The sequence below is a fragment of the Kluyvera sp. genome (assembly GCF_965301105.1).
In genome coordinates this window covers 80,680-104,364 of the sequence record NZ_CBDKZX010000003.1, presented here as the reverse complement: position 1 = coordinate 104,364, position 23,685 = coordinate 80,680, and the positions used below count along the sequence as shown (strand labels likewise).

Annotated in this window: 7 protein-coding genes and 1 tRNA gene; 7 read left to right on the top strand and 1 reads right to left on the bottom strand. The window is 56.6% G+C overall.

What is annotated here, in order from left to right:
• Positions 1–71 precede the first annotated feature (71 nt).
• Positions 72–731, bottom strand: coding sequence for an FtsH protease modulator YccA (gene yccA / locus ACW14G_RS02200; protein ID WP_064548883.1), 660 nt, complete (start codon positions 729–731; stop codon positions 72–74).
• 224 nt (positions 732–955) lie between these two features.
• Here yccA and ACW14G_RS02195 point away from each other — a divergent pair, with 224 nt between their 5' ends.
• The 7 genes from ACW14G_RS02195 to ompA all read left to right on the top strand — a co-directional run bounded on the left by ACW14G_RS02195 (position 956) and on the right by ompA (position 23,667).
• Positions 956–2,575 (top strand): ABC transporter substrate-binding protein, encoded by a 1,620-nt coding sequence (locus ACW14G_RS02195; RefSeq protein WP_249022073.1) that lies wholly within the window; start codon positions 956–958, stop codon positions 2,573–2,575.
• Positions 2,576–2,719: 144 nt separating this feature from the next.
• A tRNA-Ser gene (locus ACW14G_RS02190) sits at positions 2,720–2,807 on the top strand.
• An 837-nt stretch (positions 2,808–3,644) separates the two neighbouring features.
• A complete protein-coding gene (locus tag ACW14G_RS02185) occupies positions 3,645–17,429 on the top strand; it encodes a BapA/Bap/LapF family large adhesin (RefSeq protein WP_419057721.1) in 13,785 nt (4,594 codons plus the stop codon).
• Between the two features lie 228 nt (positions 17,430–17,657).
• Entirely contained in the window at positions 17,658–19,103 is a 1,446-nt protein-coding gene (locus ACW14G_RS02180; RefSeq protein ID WP_455648431.1) for a TolC family outer membrane protein, read from the top strand.
• The gene (locus tag ACW14G_RS02175) at positions 19,100–21,277 is read left to right on the top strand and encodes a type I secretion system permease/ATPase (protein ID WP_249022070.1); all 2,178 of its coding nucleotides are present in this window, start codon (positions 19,100–19,102) and stop codon (positions 21,275–21,277) included. The genes ACW14G_RS02180 and ACW14G_RS02175 overlap by 4 nt, the downstream gene beginning before the upstream one ends.
• The gene (locus ACW14G_RS02170) at positions 21,258–22,514 is read left to right on the top strand and encodes an HlyD family efflux transporter periplasmic adaptor subunit (protein ID WP_163448584.1); all 1,257 of its coding nucleotides are present in this window, start codon (positions 21,258–21,260) and stop codon (positions 22,512–22,514) included. Before ACW14G_RS02175 ends, ACW14G_RS02170 begins: the two co-directional genes overlap by 20 nt.
• 133 nt (positions 22,515–22,647) lie before the next feature.
• Entirely contained in the window at positions 22,648–23,667 is a 1,020-nt protein-coding gene (gene ompA, locus ACW14G_RS02165; RefSeq protein ID WP_249022069.1) for a porin OmpA, read from the top strand.
• The last annotated feature ends 18 nt before the right edge of the window (positions 23,668–23,685 follow it).

The window sequence follows — 23,685 nt, the reverse complement described above, 5'->3', positions numbered from 1 at the left end:
CAGATGGCGGGAAGTGTAGCAAATAAAAAGGCCCCGCATAAGCGAGGCCCTGATGTTGATGAGCAGGTAGGTTAGTCGCGGCTGGCGAAACCGAGGATGCTCAGCAGGCTGACAAAGATGTTGTACAGCGAGACGTACAGGCTAACGGTCGCGCGGATATAGTTGGTTTCCCCGCCGCGAATGATGTTGCTGGTCTCAAACAGGATGGCGCCGGAAGAGATCAGGATAAACACCGCGCTAATGGCCAGGTGCAGCGCCGGCAGTTGCAGGAAGATATTAGCCACCATGCCAATCAGCACCACGACGATACCGGCCATCAGCATCCCGCCGAGGAACGACATATCTTTGCGAGTGGTCAGCACATAGGCAGAACAGCTGAAGAACACCAGCGCGGTGCCGCCCAGCGCCATACCAATCACATCGCCCATACCCGCGGACAGGTAGGCGTTAAGAATCGGCCCGAGGATATAGCCCAGGAAGCCGGTAAAGGCGAAGGCAGACAGAATACCAACCGGTTTATCCGCCGTTTTATAGGTCAGGAACATCAGGCCGTACATGCCGACCAGCGTCAGAATTAAGCCCGGAGATGGCAGCCCCAGCACGGTGCTGGCGGTGGCGGTGATGGCGGAAAACGCCAGCGTCAGGCTCAGCAGGAAATAGGTGTTACGCAGGACTTTATGTGTGCTCAGCAGCGATGAGCGGTCACGCGATGAAGTAATTATGCGATCCATGAGTCACTCTCTTATGACAGATGTTATTAGTGGCACAGCATAAGAAATCTCTCTTTTATTCCCAAATCTTTTTACCCATCTTTACTCAGACTTCTGGCTCGTCACAGAAACACAATATAAAGCACGAAAGAGCGAGATCAATCTCTTATAGGTTATTGAAAGCACTTGCGTTATCAACCGTCTGTGCCAAGAGTGAACAGGGTTCTAACAACAAGGCAATGGAAATGAAATTATACAAACATAACAACATCACGATGGTTCTACTGGCAATGGGTCTGGCTGGGGCGGCGCAGGCCGCGACCGTGCCGGAAGGAACGCAGCTTGCTGACAAACAGGAGCTGGTGCGCAGCAACGGCAATGAGCCTGCTTCGCTCGACCCACATAAGGTTGAAAGCGACGTTGAGTTTAATATCATCAGCGACCTGTTCGACGGGCTGGTGGCGGTGAAACCGGACGGCAGCATTGAGCCGCGGCTGGCGGAATCCTGGGAGAATAAGGACAACACCGTCTGGACTTTCCATTTACGCCCGGGCATTACATGGTCTGACGGTTCGCCCATCACCGCGCAGGATGTCGTCTGGAGCTGGCAGCGTCTGGTGACGCCAGCCACCGCGTCGCCGTACGCCAGCTATCCGGGCAACATGCATATTATGAACGCTGCCGATATTGCGTTGGGTAAGAAAACGCCGGATACGCTTGGCGTGAAGGCGATTAACGACACCACGTTGGAAGTGACGCTGACGCAGCCTACTTCCGCGTTTCTTGCCATGCTGGCGCACCCGTCCATGGTGCCGCTCGATAAAGTGCTGATTGGTCGCTACGGCGATAAATGGGTGAAGCCGGAACACTTTGTTGGCAGCGGCGCGTATCATTTATCTCAGTGGGTGGTGAACGAGCGGATCGTAGCCGAGCGTAATCCGCGTTACTGGAATGATAAGCAGACGGTGATTAATAAGGTGACCTATCTGCCTATCCGCTCCGAAGCGGCCGACGTTAACCGCTACAAGGCGGGAGAGATCGATATTGTGTATACGCTGCCGATCAACCAGTTTAGCCAGTTGAAAAAAACCTTAGGCAGCGAGGTGGACGTGTCGCCGCAGCTGGCAACCTATTACTACGAGTTCAATACCACCAAAGCGCCGTTTAACGATGCCCGCGTACGCCGCGCGTTGAACATGGCGCTGGATAAAGACATCATCGCCGATAAGGTCATGGGGCAGGGGCAGCGGCCGGCGTGGGTAATCAGCCAGCCGGAGATTGGCGGCGTGAAGCTGAACGGCCCGGATTACGCATCATGGCCGCGCGATAAGCGAATTGCTGAAGCGAAAAAACTGCTGGCGGAGGCCGGGTTTAACGACGCGCATCCATTATCATTCAATTTGCTCTACAACACCTCTGAATCACACCAGCGGGTGGCGATTGCGGCTTCTTCAATGTGGAAGAAAAATCTCGGCGTCGAAGCTAAGCTGCAAAACCAGGAGTGGAAAACCATGCTGGATGCGATGCATACGGGTAACTTTGACGTCGTACGCTACGCGTGGATCGCCGACTACGATGACGCTTCCACTTTCCTGAACACCTTCCGTACCGGCGACAGTGAGAATACCGCAAAGTACAGCAACCCGGATTATGACGCCGCGCTGCTCGATGCGGCGAAAACACAGGACGCTGCCCAGCGTGCCCGTGACTACCAGAAAGCAGAAGACCTGCTGGCGCGCGATGTGCCGGCCATTCCGGTCTATCACTATGTGCGCACGCATCTGGTGAAACCGTGGGTAGGCGGTTTTACCCCTGACCGCCTGGGGTATTACTACACCAAAGATATGTTTATCAAAAAACATTAAGCAGGATGAGGGCGGGAAAAGCGTTTTAAAACTAGCCATTTTGTTGTTTTTTCAGACGAATAACAACTTTTTGGCTGTTTTTCAGGCAAACGAACGTTTTGGTGCTTTACAGGTCCGTTCGGGATGTTTATAGTGCGCCTCATTGGAAGCGTGGCCGAGCGGTTGAAGGCACCGGTCTTGAAAACCGGCGACCCGAAAGGGTTCTAGAGTTCGAATCTCTACGCTTCCGCCAAATACTAGCCCCGAGCAACTTTGTTGCTCGGGGCTTTTTCGTTCCTGCGATTTTCTCTTCATTTTTTCCTGTGCCCGCCATCGGCCTTGAGCAATAAGGCGTCGACCTACCACCAATAAATGCGGTGTCTTTTATCGTCGGGAAGCGCAATGCGCTCGAAGTGGAGCGTCATTCACAGGGACAAGGAGTAAATTTCAGTTAAGTCTTTCGGTTGAGAAGTAGGAATAGTCTGTATTTTGCTATTTTTTTTAGCATTAAAATCAAAGTATTAATTTTTTACCTGTCGATTTCATGCCATTTATGTGGCGTATTAATTGATGCCATTACTACAACGGAAGTATTAGTGTCTACACTCGTATTAACCGATGCGTTGCGTCCTCTGTATTTAATTGCAGCGATGAATGACGGGTTGGTGAATATCATCGAGAGTAAAACATGATGTTAATCACGGAAGTAGTTAATGATAAAAAAGAGGTGTAAGGAAATACAGGATATATTCTTCTTGATAAGGCTATTTAATTATAAATAAAAAACAATTCACGCAACATTCAATGATTACTGTGCTACCAGCCTGAGACCCTTGTGGTGCGCGGTTGTTGGGATTGCATTAACTATTCATCAAGGGAATATATTTTTAAGTATATCCTGTTAATAATTGCCATGGTAAATCATTAAATACTTAAGCTGATATTAACCATGGTGGTTTTACTGGTTTTTTAAACTCAGCGAAAGATTTTCATCGTGCTTTGTTTTTTTAGGTGTTTGTGTGCCGGGATATATTTATGTGATTGCTAACAATAACCAGTTCATAATTGTTTGTGACGAGGTTCTAATCATATGGCTAATATCTCTATTATTGCCCGGAGTGGCGCAACCACCTCTACCGTATCAGGTGAAACCGTAAGCCTCATTTCACCCAGCATTGTCAAAATCAACATTAGCCCTCGTGACGTTGCCGGACTGGAGCGCAGTGGCAACGACCTCGTTATCTCGCTGAGAAATGGCGAAAAGATTACCATCGAGAACTATTTCGTGCTCGATACTGAAGGGCACCGCAGTGAACTGGTGCTTGAGGATCAGAATGGCGCGCTGTGGTGGGTCGAAGAACCGACTGACGGTCTGCATTTTGCGCCACTGGCCGATATTGATGCTCTACTGATTACCCAAAGTAGCACCGAAGGCGCCATGCCGTGGATCCTGGGCGCGCTGGGTATTGGCGCTGGGATGGCTGCTGCGGCTGCCAGTATTGGTAGTTCAGGTAACCATCACCACAACGCAGATGAGGACCCGGCAGACAATCAGAACGGCGGCCCGGAGGGCAGTAAGGATAATGACCCGGATGACAATACCCTTCCTGGCATTCCCACTCTCCCCACCGAGAATAACCTGACTCAGGTTGACAACGTCACAGAGCTGACAATCACTGATAATGTCGAACAGTATACGGGAACGATCGCGAAAGGCGGGTTCACGAACGACAATACGCCAACCCTAAGCGGTAAGGCGCTGGCAAATTCAACGGTCACGATTTATGACGGCGAAACCCGGTTAGGTTCCGTGACAGCAGATGCCAAAGGACTGTGGAGTTTTACCCCTGCCGCGCTAGACGATGGGGTGCACAGTTTCACGACTACGGTGAGCAAGGGAGATATCAGCAGCGGGAAGAGTGGAGCCTACGTGGTGACGATTGATACTCACGCGCCGGGAGAGGTCACGCTATTCATTGCCACCGATAATCAGACCCCGGTGCTGGGCACCATCTCGGCTAACGAAACGACAAACGATAATACGCCGGTCATCAGCGGCAAAGCCGAGCCGGGCAGCACCGTTAATATTTATGATTTTGGCAAACTGGTTGGCAGTGCGCAGGCTGACGTGCACGGCAACTGGGGGCTTGAGCTAAGCACGGTATTGGGCGAAGGCAAGCACAGCCTGAGCGCAAATGCCACCGATCTTGCCGGAAACATCGGGCCCTCAACCGCGCCGCTGGTGTTCTATGTGGATACCGAAAAACCGGTCACGATGGGCGCTTTTACGGTGAGTGATGATACGGGTGGGACCGTCGTTACGTTGCCAGAAAAAGGGACCACGACAGACACTACGCCCACCTTTAGCGGCGCGGCGGGGAGTGTACAAGACGGGACAACGGTGAGCGTCTATCAGGGAACAACGCTTCTGGGAACGGCCACCGTCGCACCTGACGGCAGCTGGCATTTTACTCCTGATGCGCCGTTGCCTGCGGGTAATTACAGTTTCCACACCGTCGTCACCGACGCCGCAGGGAATAACAGCGGAGATTCCCCTTCCTTCAACCTGACTATCGCCCCGCCGGCAAGTAGCGTTACCGTGACGTCGGTCGATGATGACGTTAATCCTGGAGCCGGCGCGCTGGCTAACGGCGCGTCAACCAACGATACAACGCCAGCCTTCACCGGCACTGGCCCCGCGTCTGGCACGATAACGGTTTATATCAATGGCATCGACAGCGGCACGGTGACCGCTGATGCTCAGGGTATTTGGCATTTTACCCCGCCTGCGCTGGCGGACGATCATTATCGCTTTACGTTCTCTTCCGATGGCGGCGCGACGCTGTCAGAACCGTTTGTGCTGACTGTAGATACGCAGGCCCCTGATGGGGTTAGCGACTTGACGATCGTTGACGATCTCAACCCTGGTATTGGCCAACTGCATAGCGGGGATTCAACCAACGACGGTACGCCTGTTATCAGCGGGAGCGCTGAACCGGGATCGACAGTCAGCATTTATGACGGTGGCAAGCTGATTGGTACCGCGTTAGTCGGCACAGACGGGCAATGGGGCTTTACACCGGCCCCCGCGCTCAGCGAAGGCACGCACGCGATTTCCACTGTCGTGACCGATGCGGCCGGCAATGCCAGCGCCGCATCGCCTGATTTTGTGCTGGTGGTTGATACTACAGCGCCCGCTCCGGTGACGGCGTTTATTGCCACCGATAATGTGGATCCGAACGTCGGCACCATTGTGTCTGGTGATGTGACTAACGACAGCACGCCGATCCTTAGCGGGAAGGCGGAACCTGGCAGCGAAATCATTATTTACGACGCAGGCGTAGAGATTGCCCGTACGGTTACGGATACTAAGGGAAACTGGGGGCTGGAACTGACCACTCCGCTGAGTGACGGGCCGCACGGACTGACCGTTGTGGCAGTGGATGCGGCGGGCAACGCCAGCCAGCCAACGGATGAGCTGGTGTTTAGCGTTGATACCTCTGCTCCGCTGAGCGCATTGAGTATTGTGGTGACCGACAATATCGGGCCGGTTCAAGGTCAATTGACCAGCGGTGGCACGACCGACGATACCACACCGGGCTTTTCTGGCCTCGCTGCGCCGGGGACCACCGTTAGTATCTATGATGGTGCGACCTTGCTGGGCCAGGCGACAACGGATACGAGCGGGCACTGGAGCTTTACTCCGGACGCGCCGCTGGCCGATGGACTGCATCACTTCACCACGGTGGTCACCGATGCGGCGGGCAACGCCAGCCCGTCGTCGCTGCAGTTTGATCTGACCATTACACCAATCGCCGGGCCGATAAGCGGTCTGGTGGTGACCGATAATGTCGCTCCTGTTCAGGGCCCGCTGGCTAACGGTGCTGCTACCAATGATGACACACCGACCTTTAGCGGCAAAGCCGACCCAAACAGTACGCTGACGGTCTACGATAACGGCGCGCCAGTCGCGACTGTACCGGTGGATGGCAGCGGCAACTGGAGCTATACGCCATCATCGGCTCTGGGTGAAGGGACGCACAGTGTGACCTTCACCGTAGACAACGGCAGCGGCCCATCTGCACCGTCAGAACCGTTTATGGTGACGGTAGATACGACAGCACCCGACCCGGTGGCTAACCTGATTGTCGTCGACGATCAAGCACTGGGCGTTGGACAGCTGGCAAGCGGCGGAGTCACTAACGACAGTACGCCGATTATCAGCGGCACTGCCGAGGCTGGCAGCACTGTAACTATCTATGATGGCAGCACCATTATCGGCACTGTCCAGGCAGACGATGACGGGCTGTGGGGTTTTATCCCGGATTCTCCGTTACTCGATGGTACGCATCAGATAACCACAGCGGTGGTTGATGCCGCAGGCAATACCAGCCCGCTCTCGCCGCCGTTTGTTCTGGAGGTTGACTCCAGCGCGCCCGCGACAATTACGGGGCTGGTGGTGTCGGATAATGTGGATCTTAAGGTGGGGCCAATTTCCGATGGTGGCGTCACCAATGACAATACGCCAACTCTCAACGGAATGGCGGAAATTAACGCGACGGTCACGATTTATGACGGGACTACCGTGTTGGGAACTACTCAGGCGAATGGTTCCGGAGAGTGGAACTTCACGCCGGATACGCCGTTGGGTGACGGGCCGCACAGCCTGACCGCCACGGTAACCGATATGGCGGGTAACACCAGTCCACACTCTCCGGCCTTTAACCTGACGGTAGATACCGCACCACCAGAACGGGTTACTGGTGTCACAATAACGGCAGACAGCGGTGTACTGGCACCGGGAACCAGCACCAATGACACCACCCTGACGGTAAGTGGCTCCAGTGAACCAAATGCGCTTATCACCGTTTACGATACCGATGGCGCCACGGTGCTGGGCACTATTCAGGCAGGTCCAACCGGTAGTTGGTCTCTGGGAGTTACTCTGCCGGATGAAGGTCCCCATGTGATAACCGCTACCGCCACCGATGCGGCTGGCAACGTCGGCCCAGCGTCACTGCCTACGGTGGTGGTTATCGATCTGACGCTACCTCCGCCAATTGCCGGAATTACCGTTACCGATACGCTACTGCCGGGTACCGGTATTATTAATGCTAATGATCGGATCAACGATAATCGGCCAACACTGAGCGGCAGCGCCGAAGCCAACAGCACCGTGAATATCTACAACGGCACCACGCTGGTCGCGACGACGCAGGCGGATGCCAGCGGCAACTGGAGCGTGAAACCGACGACCGCGCTGGGTGATGGCGACTATACGTTGACCGCCACTGCCACTGACCGGGCGGGTAACACCAGCATCGCCTCGCCGGGCTTTAGTTTCACCGTGGATACCAGGGCTCCGGGATTGGTCACTGGCCTGACGGTTGCTGCCGATGGCACGCCTCTGGCGGGAGGGGCCAGTACCAATGACACCACGCCGACGATCAGCGGCGTGGGTGAAGAAGGGGCGACGATCACTGTTTACGATACTAACGGCACCACGGTGCTGGGTACGACGGTAGCCGGTAGCGGCGGCGCATGGTCGATTAATCTGCCTGTTCTTGGCGAAGGTTCGCATACGTTGACCGCGACGGCCACCGATGTGGCGGGCAACGAAGGGCCGAAGACGTCAGTGGTGGTGGTGATCGATACCGTGCCTCCAGCGCAGATAACCGGAGTTACCGTCACGGATAACCTGACACCGACAACCGGCACCGTGACTGCTGGCACGGAGATTAACGATCCGTCACCTCGTCTCAGCGGTACCGCCGATCCGAATAGCTTTATTAATGTTTACAACGGCGCGACGCTGATTGGCTCCGGTCAGGCAGACGGCAACGGCTACTGGAGCTTTGCGCCTACCGTTCCGCTGCTGGACGGAAACTACAGCCTGACGGCGACGGCGACCGATGCCGCGGGCAACGTCAGCACGCCGTCTCCTGCCTTTACATTTAGCGTTGATACCACCAGGCCGGACCCGATTACGACGCTGATTGTGACCGATAATGAGGTACCGGATATCGGTATCGTGCCGAACGGCGGCAGCACCAACGACACCACGCCAACCTTTAGCGGTAAAGTGGAGCCGGGCGCAACCGTCATTCTGTATAACGGTTCGGATATACTGGCTACCATTAAGGCGGACACGAGTGGCGGCTGGAGCTTTACCCCGGCTCCACTCGACCAGGGAACTTATCGCATCACGGCCACGGTAACAGACCTTGCGGGTAACGTTAGCAAGGCATCGGCAGAATTTGTTCTGATACTGGATACCGCTGCACCGACCGCAGCGCCGACGTTTACCGTGTCGGATAACGTCGATCCGAAACAAGAGCCGATCCTTAACGGCGATAGCACCAACGATCCGACGCCAACCCTGACGGGCACCGCAGAATTTGGCGCTATCGTGACCATCTATAATGGAACGACGGTGCTTGGTACCGCAAAGGCATCACCGACTGACGGTCGCTGGAGCTTTACGCCGACGGTTGACCTGAAAGATGGGGAATACAATCTGACGGCGACGGCGACGGATGCTGCCGGTAACGTCGGCCCGGCATCGTCACCGGCCTTTACGCTGTTTATCGACACGATGCCACCAGATAATATTACTAACCTGACGGTGAGTGATAACGTTTCGCCAGTCATCGCACTACTGAACAGCGGCGACAGCACCAACGACAGCACGCCAACCTTTAGCGGGCACGCCGAAGCAGGCACCACGGTGACGTTCTATAACAACGGCACTCAACTGTTGGGCACTGCTGTCGCCGATGGCAACGGGGTATGGATTTTTGAGCCAACTCTGGGCAATGGCGATTACAGCATCACCACCACCGTTACCGATAAAGCGGGTAACGTTAGCACCAGTATTTCTCCGGCCTTTGAACTGAAGGTTGATACCGTTAAGCCGGAGCCTATCGGCAGCTTTGTGGTCACTGATAGCGTGACGCCAGTGACCACTAATGTGGGTAATGGCGGCGCCACCAACGATACCCTTCCGGTGATCCGCGGTACCGCCGAGCCGAACAGCAATGTGATTCTTTTCGACAACGATAAATGGGTCGCGACCATTGAGGTCAACGGCGCCGGGGACTGGAGCTACCAGCCGACGACGGCTCTGACTCAGGGCTCGCACAGCTACACCACCATTGTGGAGGATGCGGCGGGCAACCAGAGCGATGCTTCCGATCCGTACGTCATTATCGTCGACAGTATTGCGCCGGATGCCGTAACCGGGCTGCTGGTGAGCGATAACGCTTCTCCGGCCACCGGGCCACTGGCTGACGGTGCCAGCACCAACGATACGACGCCGGTCTTTAGCGGTCATGCGGAAGCCGGGACCACTGTCGCCCTCTATGAAGGGGCGACACTACTGGGTGAAGTGCTGGTTGGGCCGACCGGGGAGTGGCGCATTGAATCAGAGGCCATAACGGGTGAAGGAGAGCACACGCTAACGGTTGTAGTGACCGATGCGGCAGGTAACGTCTCGACGAATAACCCGGTGTTCACGCTGAACATTGACACGCTTGCACCAGCCGCTGTCAGCACGATAACCGCCACGGACAACGTGGCTCCGCAAACGGGAGCCATTACTAATGGCTTTACCAACGACACCACGCCGACATTTAGCGGAACCGCGGCTCTGGGGAGCACGGTAACCGTTTATGACGGTAGTACCCCGCTGGGCACGACGACCGCTTCTGCGGTCGACGGTAGCTGGAGCTTTACGCCAACTACGCCGCTGGATGAAAAAACCTATGCTATCAAGGCGACGGCGACCGATGCAGCAGGCAATGAAGGACCTGCCTCGCCAGTTTTCAGTCTGACCGTCGATACCACCGCGCCGGGGCCGGTGACCGACCTCGCTATCAACGGCAGTAAGACTATTGGTATCACCAATGATGACACGCTAACCCTGAGCGGTACGGCAGAGAAAGGCAGCACCGTGACGATTTATAACGGTTCAACGCCTGTGGCTACCGTTACCGCCTCGGATGCTGATGGTTCCTGGAGCCTGACCACCAACGTTCTGACAGACGCGACCTATAACTTTATCACCACCGTCACCGATAAAGCCGGCAATGTCGGCTCGCCATCAGCATCGTTTACGGTAACTGTCGATACGAAAGAGCCTGATAAACCGGGGAATATCACCGCTTCTGACAACGTTCCTCTGTATGAAGGAACAATCACCAGTGGACTGACTAACGACCGAACACCCACTTTGAGCGGCGTGGTGGAACCGAATGCGCTGGTGACGATTTATCAAGGGAGCAATGTGCTTGGAACGGTATCCGCTGATGCGGCAGGCAAGTGGAGCTATACCGTACCTTCAATTGATACTGATGGGACTTATACCTTCCACGTCACAGCCACTGATGCGGCAGGAAATGTCAGTGTGAATTCTGAGGACCTGGTTCTGAGAATTGACGGTACCGCGCCGCTGGGTATCGCTGTGTTGGTGGTGACGCAAGATTCTGCTGGGCTGATACCTGTTGTTGGTGATAATAATCGACCGTACTTTAGCAGCGTGGCTCTGACTGATGAGGTCGGTTCGACGGTGAATATTTACGACAATGGAAAACTGATAGGCAGCACGACCATTGATGCGTTTGGAGCCTGGAGTTTCAGACCCGATGCGCCGCTGGCTGATGGTGAACATAAGTTCACCACAAAAGTCGTTGACCAGGCGGGTAACGAAAGCCCACTCATCGTTGGGGTGACGCTAAACATTGACACCCACTTGCTGAACGGTGGTATTACCGACCTGGTGGTAAGCGATAATATCGGTCCAATTCAGGGGGCTATCACTAGTGGTGGAGTAACTGATGATAGCCAGCCGACCTTTACCGGTAAAGCGCCGGTGGGTAGCACTATTGCCTTCTACGATAACACCAATCTTGTCACGCCTATTGGTACAGCAACCGTTGATTCTGGTGGAAACTGGACATTTACACCGACCGTGGCGCTAGGCGATGGTGTGCATCTTATTTCGGCTGTTGTCAGGAATCCGCTCCCACTCACCGGGATTACACCGCTGTTCCAGTTCACCGTCGATACCAAATTGCCGGACAAAATTACCGACGTGGTTGTCACCGATGATGTCACCCCGGGAGTAGGGCCCATCACCAGCGGCGATACCACTAATGACAGGACTCCGACCTTCAGTGGTATAGAGCCGCAAGAAGTGGGTAGCACCGTTATCATCACCGAAGGCTCGACTGAAATTGGCCGGGCGACTGTTGGGGCGCTGGGGGTATGGACTATCACGCCAACCACGCCGCTGGGCGATGGTCCGCATAGTTTTGTTATTAAGATGGTGGATTTGGCGGGGAATGAAAGCCCGGTGACCGTCTTTAATCTGACAATCGACACCACGCCGCCGGCTCAGATTACCGCCTTTACCGTATCTGACGACGCACTACCTGTTATCGCCAATATCGCCCAGAATGGCTTCACCAACGATACCACGCCGACACTAAACGGTGCTGCGGGTAGCGCGGAGGCTGGCAGCACGATTCGGGTCTATGACGGCATTGTTCTGCTGGGTTCCACTACCGCGCAGGCTGACGGTTCATGGACGTTCGAAACACCGACTCTGCTGAACGGTCGCCATAGTTTGACGGTTACCGCGACCGATGCGCTTGGCAACGTGAGTCTGGCTTCCCCAGCCTTCAACTTCACGGTGGATACCGTGGCACCCACGCCAATTCTGGCGCTGACGGTTTCGAACAACGTGGATTCTCCGGCGCTGGCGAACGGTGCGATCACCAATGACAATACACCGATTATCAGCGGCAGATCCGAAGCGAACAGTTCAGTTAGTGTGTACAACGGCACGACGCTGGTCGGGACAACAACGGCAGACAGCAGCGGCAACTGGAGCCTTGCACCATCCACGCTGGGAGATGGCACTTATTCTCTGACAGCAACCGCCACCGATGCGGCGGGCAACGTTAGCCTGCCGTCTCCAGCCTTTACTCTGAATATCGACACCGCAGCACCCGCGACACCGGGTGTGTTTACCTTAACCGACAACACCGCGCCGATAACAGGAAATGTTACTGAGGGCAGCGCCATCAACGATACCCGCCCGGTTCTCAGGGGGGCTGCCGGGAGCGTAGAGGGCAATGCGCTAGTCTCGGTTTACGATGGAACGACTCTGCTGGGCACTACCCGGGCGGAGGCCAATGGTTCATGGACCTTTACGCCACTGACTGCGTTGGGTAATACCTCCCACGCGCTGTCGATCACTGCGACTGACGCGGCGGGTAACGTTAGCGCGAACTCACCTGCGTTTAACGTCACGGTGGATACTGTCGCTCCGGCAATCCCGAGCGCGATTACCGTCAACGACAATGTCGGCCCGATTACCGGAAACCTGACCAATAACGGCGTAACCGACGATACCCTGCCGCAACTGAGCGGCACCGTAGAGCCGGGCGCAACGGTTAAGGTCTACGATAACGGCGTTCTGTTGACCACAACACCGATCGTTTCCGATAGCACAACAGGACAGTGGACATTCCAGATCTCGACGGCACTGACGCAGGGGGCGCACAGCTTTACCGTGACGGCGACCGATGCCGCCGGTAACGTCAGCCTGCCGTCGCCTGTCTTCACGGTAACGGTGGATACCACCGCACCGCCGCCGATTAGCAATTTTACCGTCACCGACGATGTATCACCGGTGATTGGTACGCTCACGAGCGGCAGTGCGACCAACGATAACCGACCAACGATTTCCGGCACCGGCGCGACGCCGGGTGCGACGGTCATCATCATGGACGGTACAAACGAGATAGGCCGGACTGAGGTGAATGCCCTGGGCGGCTGGTCATTTACCCCGGCAGCGACCGCGCCGCTGGCGGAAGGGCCGCATAGCCTGACGCTGCTGGTGTCGGATGCGGCGGGTAATACCAGCGCGGCGACGTCGGCCTTCACCCTGACGGTGGATACGGTCACACCAGCGGTGGGGGCACTGCCGATTGTCAGCGATAACGCAGGCGCAGTCACTGGCGATTTGGTGAGCGGCGCGCTGTCTGACGACAACACGCCGACGCTGCGTGGTACGGTAGAGCCGAATGCCTTCGTCAATATCTATGACGGCAGCACGCTGCTGGCGACGGTACAGGCGAACGGTTCCGGCGCGTGGACCTTCACACCGTCCACACAGTCGGCGCTGAGTGATGGTATCCACCGCTTCAGCACGACGATCAGCGATGCGGCGGGTAACGTCAGCGGCGCTTCTCCGGTCTTTACCTTGAATATCGACACCACGGCTCCGGTGGCGGCGACCAATATTACGGTTACCGACAACGTAGGCCCTGTCACCGGGCTGGTGGCGAACGGCGGGGCAACCAATGACAATATGCCAACGCTTAACGGAACGGCGGAAGCGAATAGTACGGTGACTATTTATAACGGTAACACGGTACTCGGGACGACTCTGGCTGGTGCGACCGGCGCGTGGAGCTTCACCCCAACCGAGCTGGCGGACGGCACCTACACGCTGTCCACCACCGTGACAGACCAGGTCGGCAACGTTGGGCCGCGTTCACCGGACTTTGTACTGACCGTGGATACGGTGGCGCCAGCAACCATGGGGGCGCTGACGGTCACCGACGATGTCGCCCCGGGTACCGGTACGATTGGCAACAATGGTCGCAGCAACGACAACCTTCCCGCCATTAGCGGCGTCTCGGAAGCCGGGGCCACCATCACGGTTTACGACGGCACGAAGGTGCTGGGAACCACCACGGCGGTGGCTGGCGGCGCGTGGAGCTTCACGCCGACGGTTGCGCTGGCGGATGGAGTCCACACCTTTACGGCCATCGCGACCGATGCGGCGGGCAACGTCAGCGGGACTTCGCCAGTGTTCACCCTGAATATCGATACCGTAGCGCCGGGGGCGATTACTGGCCTGACGGTGACCGATGATGTGGCGCCGGATCTCGGCAACCTGAGCTCTGGCAGCATTACCAACGATAGGCAACCGACCTTTACTGGCGTCGCGGAAGCCAATAGCACGGTGAATATTTATGACGGTGGGACGTTTGTCACCTCGGTGAACGTCTTAGCGAATGGGCAGTGGAGCTGGACGCCAACGGCGGCGTTAACCAGTACCACCCACAGCTTCACGTTTAGCGCCAGCGATGGAGCGGGCAACGAAGGACCGAAGACGCCTGCGTTTACCCTGACCATCGATCCGACGATTGGTACACAAATACTGAGTGCGGTGAACGATGAAGCCGGGCTATCGTTAACGACCTCGATCCAGCAGATCACCGCGCCGACTAACTCTACGGCGCAGAACCTGAATGTGCTAAATCTGGGCGTTGGCGACCTGCTGACAGTTAACCTGATCCAGGCCAACCAGTTGCCGACTTTCCATGTTGATGAAGGCGCGTCCCGCGCGCTCTCGCTACAGGCCAGCGCGGTAGGGGTGACACTGCTGTCGACCTTCGATCTGTATATTTACAAGTCCAATGGCGACGGTACCTACAGTATGTACCAGCGTTATGACGACTTCTTGCGGGTACTGGCATTGGCGAGTATCTCGGCCTCGCGCAATGTCACGTTGCCAGCGGGTGATTACGCGTTACTGCTGCGGGCGGATGACGGTCTGTCGCTGTTGACGGGTAGCCAACTTAAAGTGACATCGGACGTGACTACTGGCGTATTTGTCGATACGGCTAGCGGCACCACTACCGGTAACGTGATGACCGGTGTTGGTGGCGGTGGGGTAGATAGTACGCCGAAAGACACGGTAGTCAGCGGGGTTAGCATTGGATCGTCAAGTAACTTTACGGCGGTTAGCGGTAATACCGTGATCTCCGGAACTTACGGCACGCTGACCATTAACGCCCAGGGTGACTACACCTATACCTTGAAAGCCGGGCTATCGCCATACAGTATCACCGGGCCAGATGTTTTTAACTATCAGATTAAAGCGCCGAATGGCTCGATCAGCAGCGCGAAACTGACTATTGATCTCAACCTGCCGAACCTGCATGCGAATAGCGATGTGGTGACGCTGGAAGTGGATCCGATACCGGCAGATGTGACGACACCGGGGGTGACGAGTTCCTCGCTTATCCTGGCCAACGTCAGTTTGGGTGATTCAGGGTCGATTCTGGGACTTAATCTCGACCTCACAAAACAGTTGCAGATTGATGTGGGCGCTAACTCAACGCGCACCTTTACTCTCGACGGAACCGCTGCCGGGCTGGCTATTGGGGCGACGTTTGACCTCTATATCTACAAATACAACACAACCACCGGGCAGTACGTGCAGGACCAGTTCTTCAATAACTGGATCAGCGCCCCGCTGCTGGTGGGCTCGACCACCGATACCTTTACCCTGGGGACCGGGCACTACCTGTTCCTGCTAAAAGCGGATGGCCTAATCGCTGCAGGAACCGTTGCCACCCTGAAGACCAGCAAAGATGTCACTCACACCTACCAGGCGGCGGTCGAGTCAGTCACGGGTAACGTCATTACCGGGGCAGGCAACACCAGCGGCGGCGTAGATGTGGCGCCAGCAGGCACGGTTGTCAGCAACGTGAATGGTCAGACGATTGCCGCCACTGGCAATACCACGATTGTCGGTCAGTACGGCAACCTGGTTATCAACGCACAGGGCGTTTACACCTATACCCTGAAAACGGGTCAGCCAGCGACCGCGTTGGGGCAGGAGACTTTTACCTACGCTATTCGCAATGGCACGTCGGTGAGTACCGCCACGTTGACTATTTCGCTGCCGCCGGTCGGTTCAGCGGTGACCGCGCAGTCAATGATGTTGACCAGTGCGCTACTGGCAGACGAAAGCGTGGTGCAGGAGACAACCCTGATGCACGCCTCGGTGCAAAGCACAGCAGTTCAGGAGACGGCTAGCGAAACCCTCATGCATACGGCCTTGGTGCTGGAGTTTACGGCGCTGCCGACTGCCAGCGGTAAAGCGGATTATCAGATCCTCGACGATCAAGGACATCTGATAGCCAGCGGCACGCTGACCACCGATGCGACGACGCTGACCGCCAGCATCCCACTGGATAACACGGTATCGTCCGGCGGTCCGTATAACGTCGTGCTGCTCGATAACGCAGGCAACACCCTGAACAGCGAATTCAGCACGATTCTGACCAGCGTCGCCGTAACGCCGGAAGCCGCCGCCGCGGGCGTTACCGCCGAAGGGCAGATCGCCGAAATTGCGTCCGGCGCGCTGTGGGCCAGCATTACCCTCAGCAACGAGAGCGGCCAGCAGATTAGCGAAGTCGCAGGCAGTACGCAGTCGCAAACCCTGGAAGGACTGTACGGTACGCTGACGCTGCACGCGGACGGCAGCTACAGCTATACCCTGCGTGAAGGGGTTAGCGTGGTCGACCTGACCCAACGCGAGCAGTTCGACTACACCCTCAAGGCCCCGGACGGCACACTCAGTCACGGCAGCCTGACGATTGATCTGCATCCGCATGTCGAAGGCAGCGACAAGAACGATGCCGCCACAAGTAGCGCATATGACGATACCTATACGCTTGGCGGCGGGGGGGATACGGTGATCTTTAATCTGCTCGATAGCCACGATGCCACCGGCGGTAACGGTCATAACAATCACTGGACAGATTTCTCAGTTAGTGACGGCGATCATATAGATATCAGCAAGCTACTGACGGACTGGAGTGGTAAATCTGAAGATCTCGGCCAATATTTATCTATAGAGCACACGGCATCGGGAGACACGGTGGTGTCCATTGACCGTGACGGTGCCGGGACACAGTATCAATCGACACAACTTATCACTCTGGAGGGCGTGCAGCCGACGCTCGAAGAGCTGTTACATCAGGATTCATCGGCAAGCCACGGATAGCCTTCTGCAAGGCGACAGGCACGAAAGAGTACCTCGCGAGCCGTTAGCCCGTCGCCAGGCGGGTTAACGGTCTTCGCATCAGGACGGCATCACCTCAGGAGCTGTACCCTCCGACCCGCTTATTTCCCTATGGAAGGGACATCGCTGCGGGGCGGATATTCATCAATAGTCATCAAAAAATATAAACGGCCACTTAGGTCAACATATTGATTATATTGGGGATGTTGTATGGGGAAACGCAGCGGTAAAGGTAAGATATTTTTTTGGTTAACGGTGTGCATCCAGCCGCTGCTGCTGCCCGATGCCGGGGCGGCGTGGGGGCGTTCAGATAGTGACATCGCCAGGCAGATCAATCCGCAAAACATTGCCGCTGACGATGAATTGCCCAATCTCAGGGGGCGCGACCCGGGCCTTGCCGCCAGCGCAAAGCCGCCCGCCAATTTAACCATCAACCAGGCGGTACAGCGCGCCGTACAGTGGTATCCCGATATTGGTACTGAGGCCGGCAAACTGTTCAGCACCGCGCAAAAGATTGATGTCGCCCGCGCCAAATACTACCCGCAAATCAGCGGTGGCCTGAATAATGGCGTGACCAACAGCTATTCCAACCACGGCAACGTTCCCTCGGTCGTGCTGTCGCTGTCCCAGATGCTCTACGACTTTGGTCTGACCGACAGCGCGGTGCGGGAAGCCAACGCGGCGGTGGCCGCTCAGCAGGCTGTCGTACTGCTGAGCATTGATAAAGTCGCCCACGATACCGCCGCGGCGTTGGTTCAGGTGCAGGGCTATCAGGAGCTGGTGGCGATCGCCGAAGAACAGCTGCGCTCGTTACAACAGCTAGGCAAGCTCACCAACGAACGCAACAGCGAAGGGGCCAGCTCGCTTTCTGACGTGGTGCAAACCGATGCGCGTATTGAAGGCGCACGGGCGACGCTTGCGCAGTATCAGGCCAATCTCGAACGCTGGCGCGCCACGCTGTCGACCTATCTGGGCTGGAATAAGATTGATGTGGTGAGTAACGAATTTCCGCAAACGCTGGGTAAATCCTGCGGCGTGGCGACAGTGGACGACCAGCTCGTACCGTCGGTGCTGGAAGCGCGCGCGCGGGTAAACCAGGCTGCGGCCCAACTGGCGGGGGCGGAAGCGCAGATGAAGCCGACCATCTCGCTGGAGTCAGACGTGACCCGCTATCTTAACGATCGCTACGCCAACAGCGAACAGCTGGATCGTACCCAATATTCGGCCTATGTGCGGGTGAAAATGCCGATTTATCAGGGCGGCGGGCTGACCGCCAATCGCGATGCCGCGCAGTACAGTCTTGATGCCGCGACCACGGCGGTACGTAGCGCCCAGTTGCAGGTTCGACAGCAGCTTAGCGCCGCGCAGAACGCGTCGGTCAGCCTCCAGCAGGCGCTGCAAATCCAGGCTCGCCAACAGATTCTGACGCAAAAGACCCGTGAACTGTATCAGCAGCAGTACCTCGACCTCGGATCGCGCCCGTTTCTGGATGTGCTGAACGCTGAGCAGGAAGTTTATCAGGCGCGCTTTACACAGCAGGAAACCGAAAGCCAGCTGCGTACCCTCCAGCTTGATTGTCTGTACAACACCGGGCGAACCCGCCAGCAGTTTACGCTCAATAATCAGTCCATTCAGGGCGTGGAGATTCAACCATGACGGGAAAAGCCCGGATTGCCGAACAGGAAACGCTGGAAGCCCACGCGCTCAACGACTGGATTACCGTTATCAGTCAGGTGGCGACGCACTATCGCTTGCCGTTTTCACCCGGTGGGCTGCAGGCGATGGCTCGTTGGCAGTTGGCTAAACCGTTGAGCGTGGCGCTCAATAATATGGCGCGCCACGTTGGGTTGACGGCACGGCGGCTGCACGAAAAAAAGGACGATGTTTCCGGCTGGCGTTTGCCGCTGGTGGTACAGCTTAATACGGGGCAAATAGGCATCATTCACAGCTTTGACGGTAACGCCAGCGTCGGCATTAGCTTTCCCCGTGACGCCAGCCTGATAGCCAGCCAGCCGCTGCCCGAACTGCTTGAGATGATACAGGTCGTGGTAGCGTTTCGTCCGGCGGCGATGGCGCGCGATAGCCGGACTGAGGAGTATCTGGCTGATTTTAACCCCGGCTGGTTACGCCAGCTGGCAATGACCAAAATGAAACCCTACTGGCACGTGATGCTGGCTTCGCTGGTTATCAACGTCCTTTCGATGGCCGGGATCCTTTTTTCGATGCAGGTCTACGACCGGGTTATTCCCGCCCAGTCTTACCCAACGCTATACGTGCTGTTTATTGGCGTGCTGATTGCCGCGTTTTTTGGTCTGGCGATGCGGCTGATGCGCAGCCACGTGAGCGACATTCTCGGTAAACAGGCCGACATGCGCATCTCAGACCGGGTGTTTGGCCATGCGCTGCGGCTGCGCACGCACGTGGTACCGCGATCTACCGGCAGCTTTATCTCCCAACTGCGAGAGCTGGAATCGATTCGTGAAATGGTCACCTCGACCACGGTTTCGGTGATCGCCGATCTGCCGTTCTTTTTTCTGTTTTTACTGGTCATGGCGATCATCGCGCCGCAGCTGGCATGGATCCCGCCGGTGGCGGCGCTGATCATGATCGCGCCAGGTATTCTGCTACAGAAGAAACTGGCCGACCTGGCGCAGGAGAACGTGAAAGAGTCGACCCTGCGTAATGCCGTGCTGGTTGAAAGCGTGCAGGGGCTGGAGGATATCAAGCTGATGCAGGCTGAAAATCGCTTCCTGCAACAGTGGAACAGCTATATCCGCATTACCGCCCAAACCGGGATGAAAAGCCGACGGCTCACGCAAGGGCTCCTGGCCTGGGGTAACACAATCCAGGGGCTGGTGTACGCGGTGGTAATCGTCGTGGGCGCGCCGCTGGTCATCGATGGCGACATTACCACCGGGGCGATTGTTGCTGCCTCACAGCTGTCGTCACGCATGATTGCCCCAATGGCGGCATTGTGCGGGGTGCTGGCCCGTTGGCAGCAGGCCAAAGCGGCAAAGGGCGGCATCGACAGCATTATGCAGTTGCCGGTGGAAAACGGGGGGGATTCACAGCGGCTGCATCGTGAAGTGCTGCACGGCAATTACCACTTTGCCGATACTGCGTTTCGCTATCGCCAGGACTCGCCCATCGTCCCGCTGCGGGTCGCAAAATTAGATATTAGCGCCGGGGAACGCATCGCCGTGCTGGGACGCAACGGTGCCGGGAAATCGACCTTTCTACAGGCGCTCATCGGCGGCGTGCCGTTGGAACAGGGCGAGCTGCGGCTCGACTCCCTGAGTCTGCCGCATATCGATGTGGCCGATCTACGGCGTAATACCGGGCTGATGACGCAAAATGCCAGGTTATTTCACGGTTCGCTGCGCGACAACCTGACGCTGGGCGCGCCGCAGGCACGCGATGACGAAATCTTTGCGGCGCTGGAGATGTGCGGCGCGGATGTGTTAGTCAGCAAATTGCCCCACGGGCTGGATCATGTGGTCATGGAGGGCGGGCTCGGTCTGTCCGGCGGCCAGCGGCAATCGATCCTGCTGGCGCGTCTGATGTTACGCGATCCCAATATCGTGCTGCTGGACGAACCGACCGCCTCGCTGGATGAACACACCGAGCGTGACTTTCTTGACCGTCTCAGCCACTGGCTGGCGGGCCGGACCTTGATTATCGCCACTCATCGCAGCGCGGTGCTTTCCGTGGTCGACCGCGTGCTGGTACTCAAGGACGGCGCGCTGGTGATGGATATGCCGAAAGAGAAGGCGATGGCGCGCAGAAACGCCGAGGCAGCGGAGGTGAACGATGAAAGACGACCAGCCTGAGACCGACATTGCGCTTGCAGAACAGGCTCCGATACCGACACCGGCGAATGCCCAGCCGCTGAACTGGAACGGCGATCATGGTGAAAACGATCTGGATAACGAGAGCCTGGCGCGTTCCGGGCGAATCGTGACCTTATGCGGCGCGCTATTACTGGTGGCCTGGGGATGGGCGTCATTTAGCACGTTGGATGAGGTTTCAACCGGGACCGGCAAAGTGATCCCCAGCTCGCGCGAGCAGGTGCTGCAATCGCTGGACGGCGGCATTCTGGTGGCGCTGAATGTCCGCGAAGGGCAGCGAGTTGAAGCGGGGGAAGTGGTCGCTCGTCTTGACCCAACGCGTTCACAGTCTAACGTCGGTGAGAGCGTGGCGCGCTATCAGGCAGCGCTCGCGGCCAGCGCGCGTCTGTCTGCCGAAGTGAACGAGTTACCGCTGACTTTCCCGCCTGCGCTCAACGATGCGCCGCAACTGGTGGCCTCCGAAACCCGGTTGTACAACCTGCGCCGGAGCCAATTCTCCGACTCAAAGGCAAGGGTGGCTGATTCACTGTCGGCGGTGGATCGTGAACTGGCGATAACCCGTCGCCTGGCGAAAACCGGTGCGGCCAGCAACGTGGAAGTGCTCCGTCTTGAGCGCCAGCGTTCCGATCTTCAGCTCAAAATTCTCGACCTGCGTTCGCAGTACCTGGTTCAGGCTCGCGAAGAACTGGCTAAAGCCACCGCCGAGGCGGCTTCGCTGGCCGAGATTATTCGTGGCCGTACCGACAGCGTCACGCGTATGACGGTGCGCTCGCCGGTGAAAGGTATTGTCAAAAAAATCAAGGTCAATACTTTGGGCGGCGTGATCCCACCCAACGGCGAATTGATGGAAATTGTGCCGCGCGATGACCATCTGCTGATTGAAACGCGCCTGTCGCCCCGCGATATTGCCTTTATCCATCCGGACCAGTCGGCGCTGGTGAAGATAACGGCCTATGATTATGCCATTTACGGCAGTCTGAAAGGGGTGGTAGACAGTATTTCGCCCGATACCATTCAGGATGAGGCTAAGCCTGAAGTCTATTATTATCGCGTGTTTATCCGTACTGAGAATGATTATCTGCAAAATAAAGCCGGGAAACGCTTCAATATTGTCCCAGGGATGATTGCTAACGTTGATATTAAAACTGGCGAGAAGACGGTTATGGATTATCTGGTGAAGCCGTTTAACAAGGTGAAAGAGGCACTCCGAGAGCGGTAAGCTATTACAGCGATGGCCGATGGCTATCCAAAAATAAACAAAAAAACGATTATCAGCGTCGAGTAAAAAACCTATTGTAGCGCCACTTTGCATCCAACCCGTCGATTGATGGGACGCTAATAATAGGAAAATTATGAAGAAGACGCTGATCACTTTAATTATTGCGAATGCGCTGACCGCCACCACCGCTTTTGCGGCGGCAGATGCTGGCACCTGGTATACCGGCGGGAAACTGGGTTGGTCGCATTATTTTGACACCAGCACCACGCCACGCGCCAATGTCGGTTATGACAGCGATAACGTTGGCGGCGGTGTATTCACCGGCTACCAGATTAATCCCTGGCTGGCGGTTGAAGGCGGCTACGATTATTTAGGTAATATGCAGATCAACGGTAAAAACGGTGCCTCAGGTTCACAGATGAAGAGCCAGGGTTTGCAGCTGTCGCTGAAAGCCAGCTACGGTTTAACCGACAGCTGGGATCTGTATGGTCGCGCTGGGGCAATGGGCTATCGTGCGGAGTCGGATATTCAGGGTCATAACCGCTTTGAAACCGGCGTTCGTCCGTTGGTCGCCGTGGGCACCGAGTATGCCTTTAATAAAAACTGGGCAGGCCGCCTGGAGTATCAGTGGGTTAGCAACGTGGGTAACGAAAATCAGATTGGCGTCAGCAGCGACATCAGTTCCGTTACCGCAGGCATCTCTTATCGTTTCGGCCAGCATGACGATACGCCAGCCGTGGCGCCGATTGCCGCCCCGGCGCCACAGCCAGCGCCGCAGCGTTTTAATCTGAAATCTGACGTGATGTTTGGCTATGACTCCGCCGCGTTAACCTCCGAGGGCAAAGCGGCTATCGCCCAGCTGTACCAAAGCCCGGGTATGCAGCCCGCGTCTGGCAAGACAACCGTGGTGATTGGCTATAGCGATCGCATTGGTGCAGCGGACTATAACCAGCAGCTTTCAGCGCAGCGCGCGCAGGCGGTGGCGGATGAACTGGTGGCGTTAGGTATGCCTGCGGCCAACATTCGCGCGGAAGGTCGTGGCGCCAGCGACCCGGTGACCGGTTCTCAGTGTGACAGCCAGTCGGGAGCGCAGTTGATTAGCTGCCTGGCGCCGGACCGTCATGTTGTGATTGAGATAACCGATAAGCACTAATAACAACAGCCAAAAAGC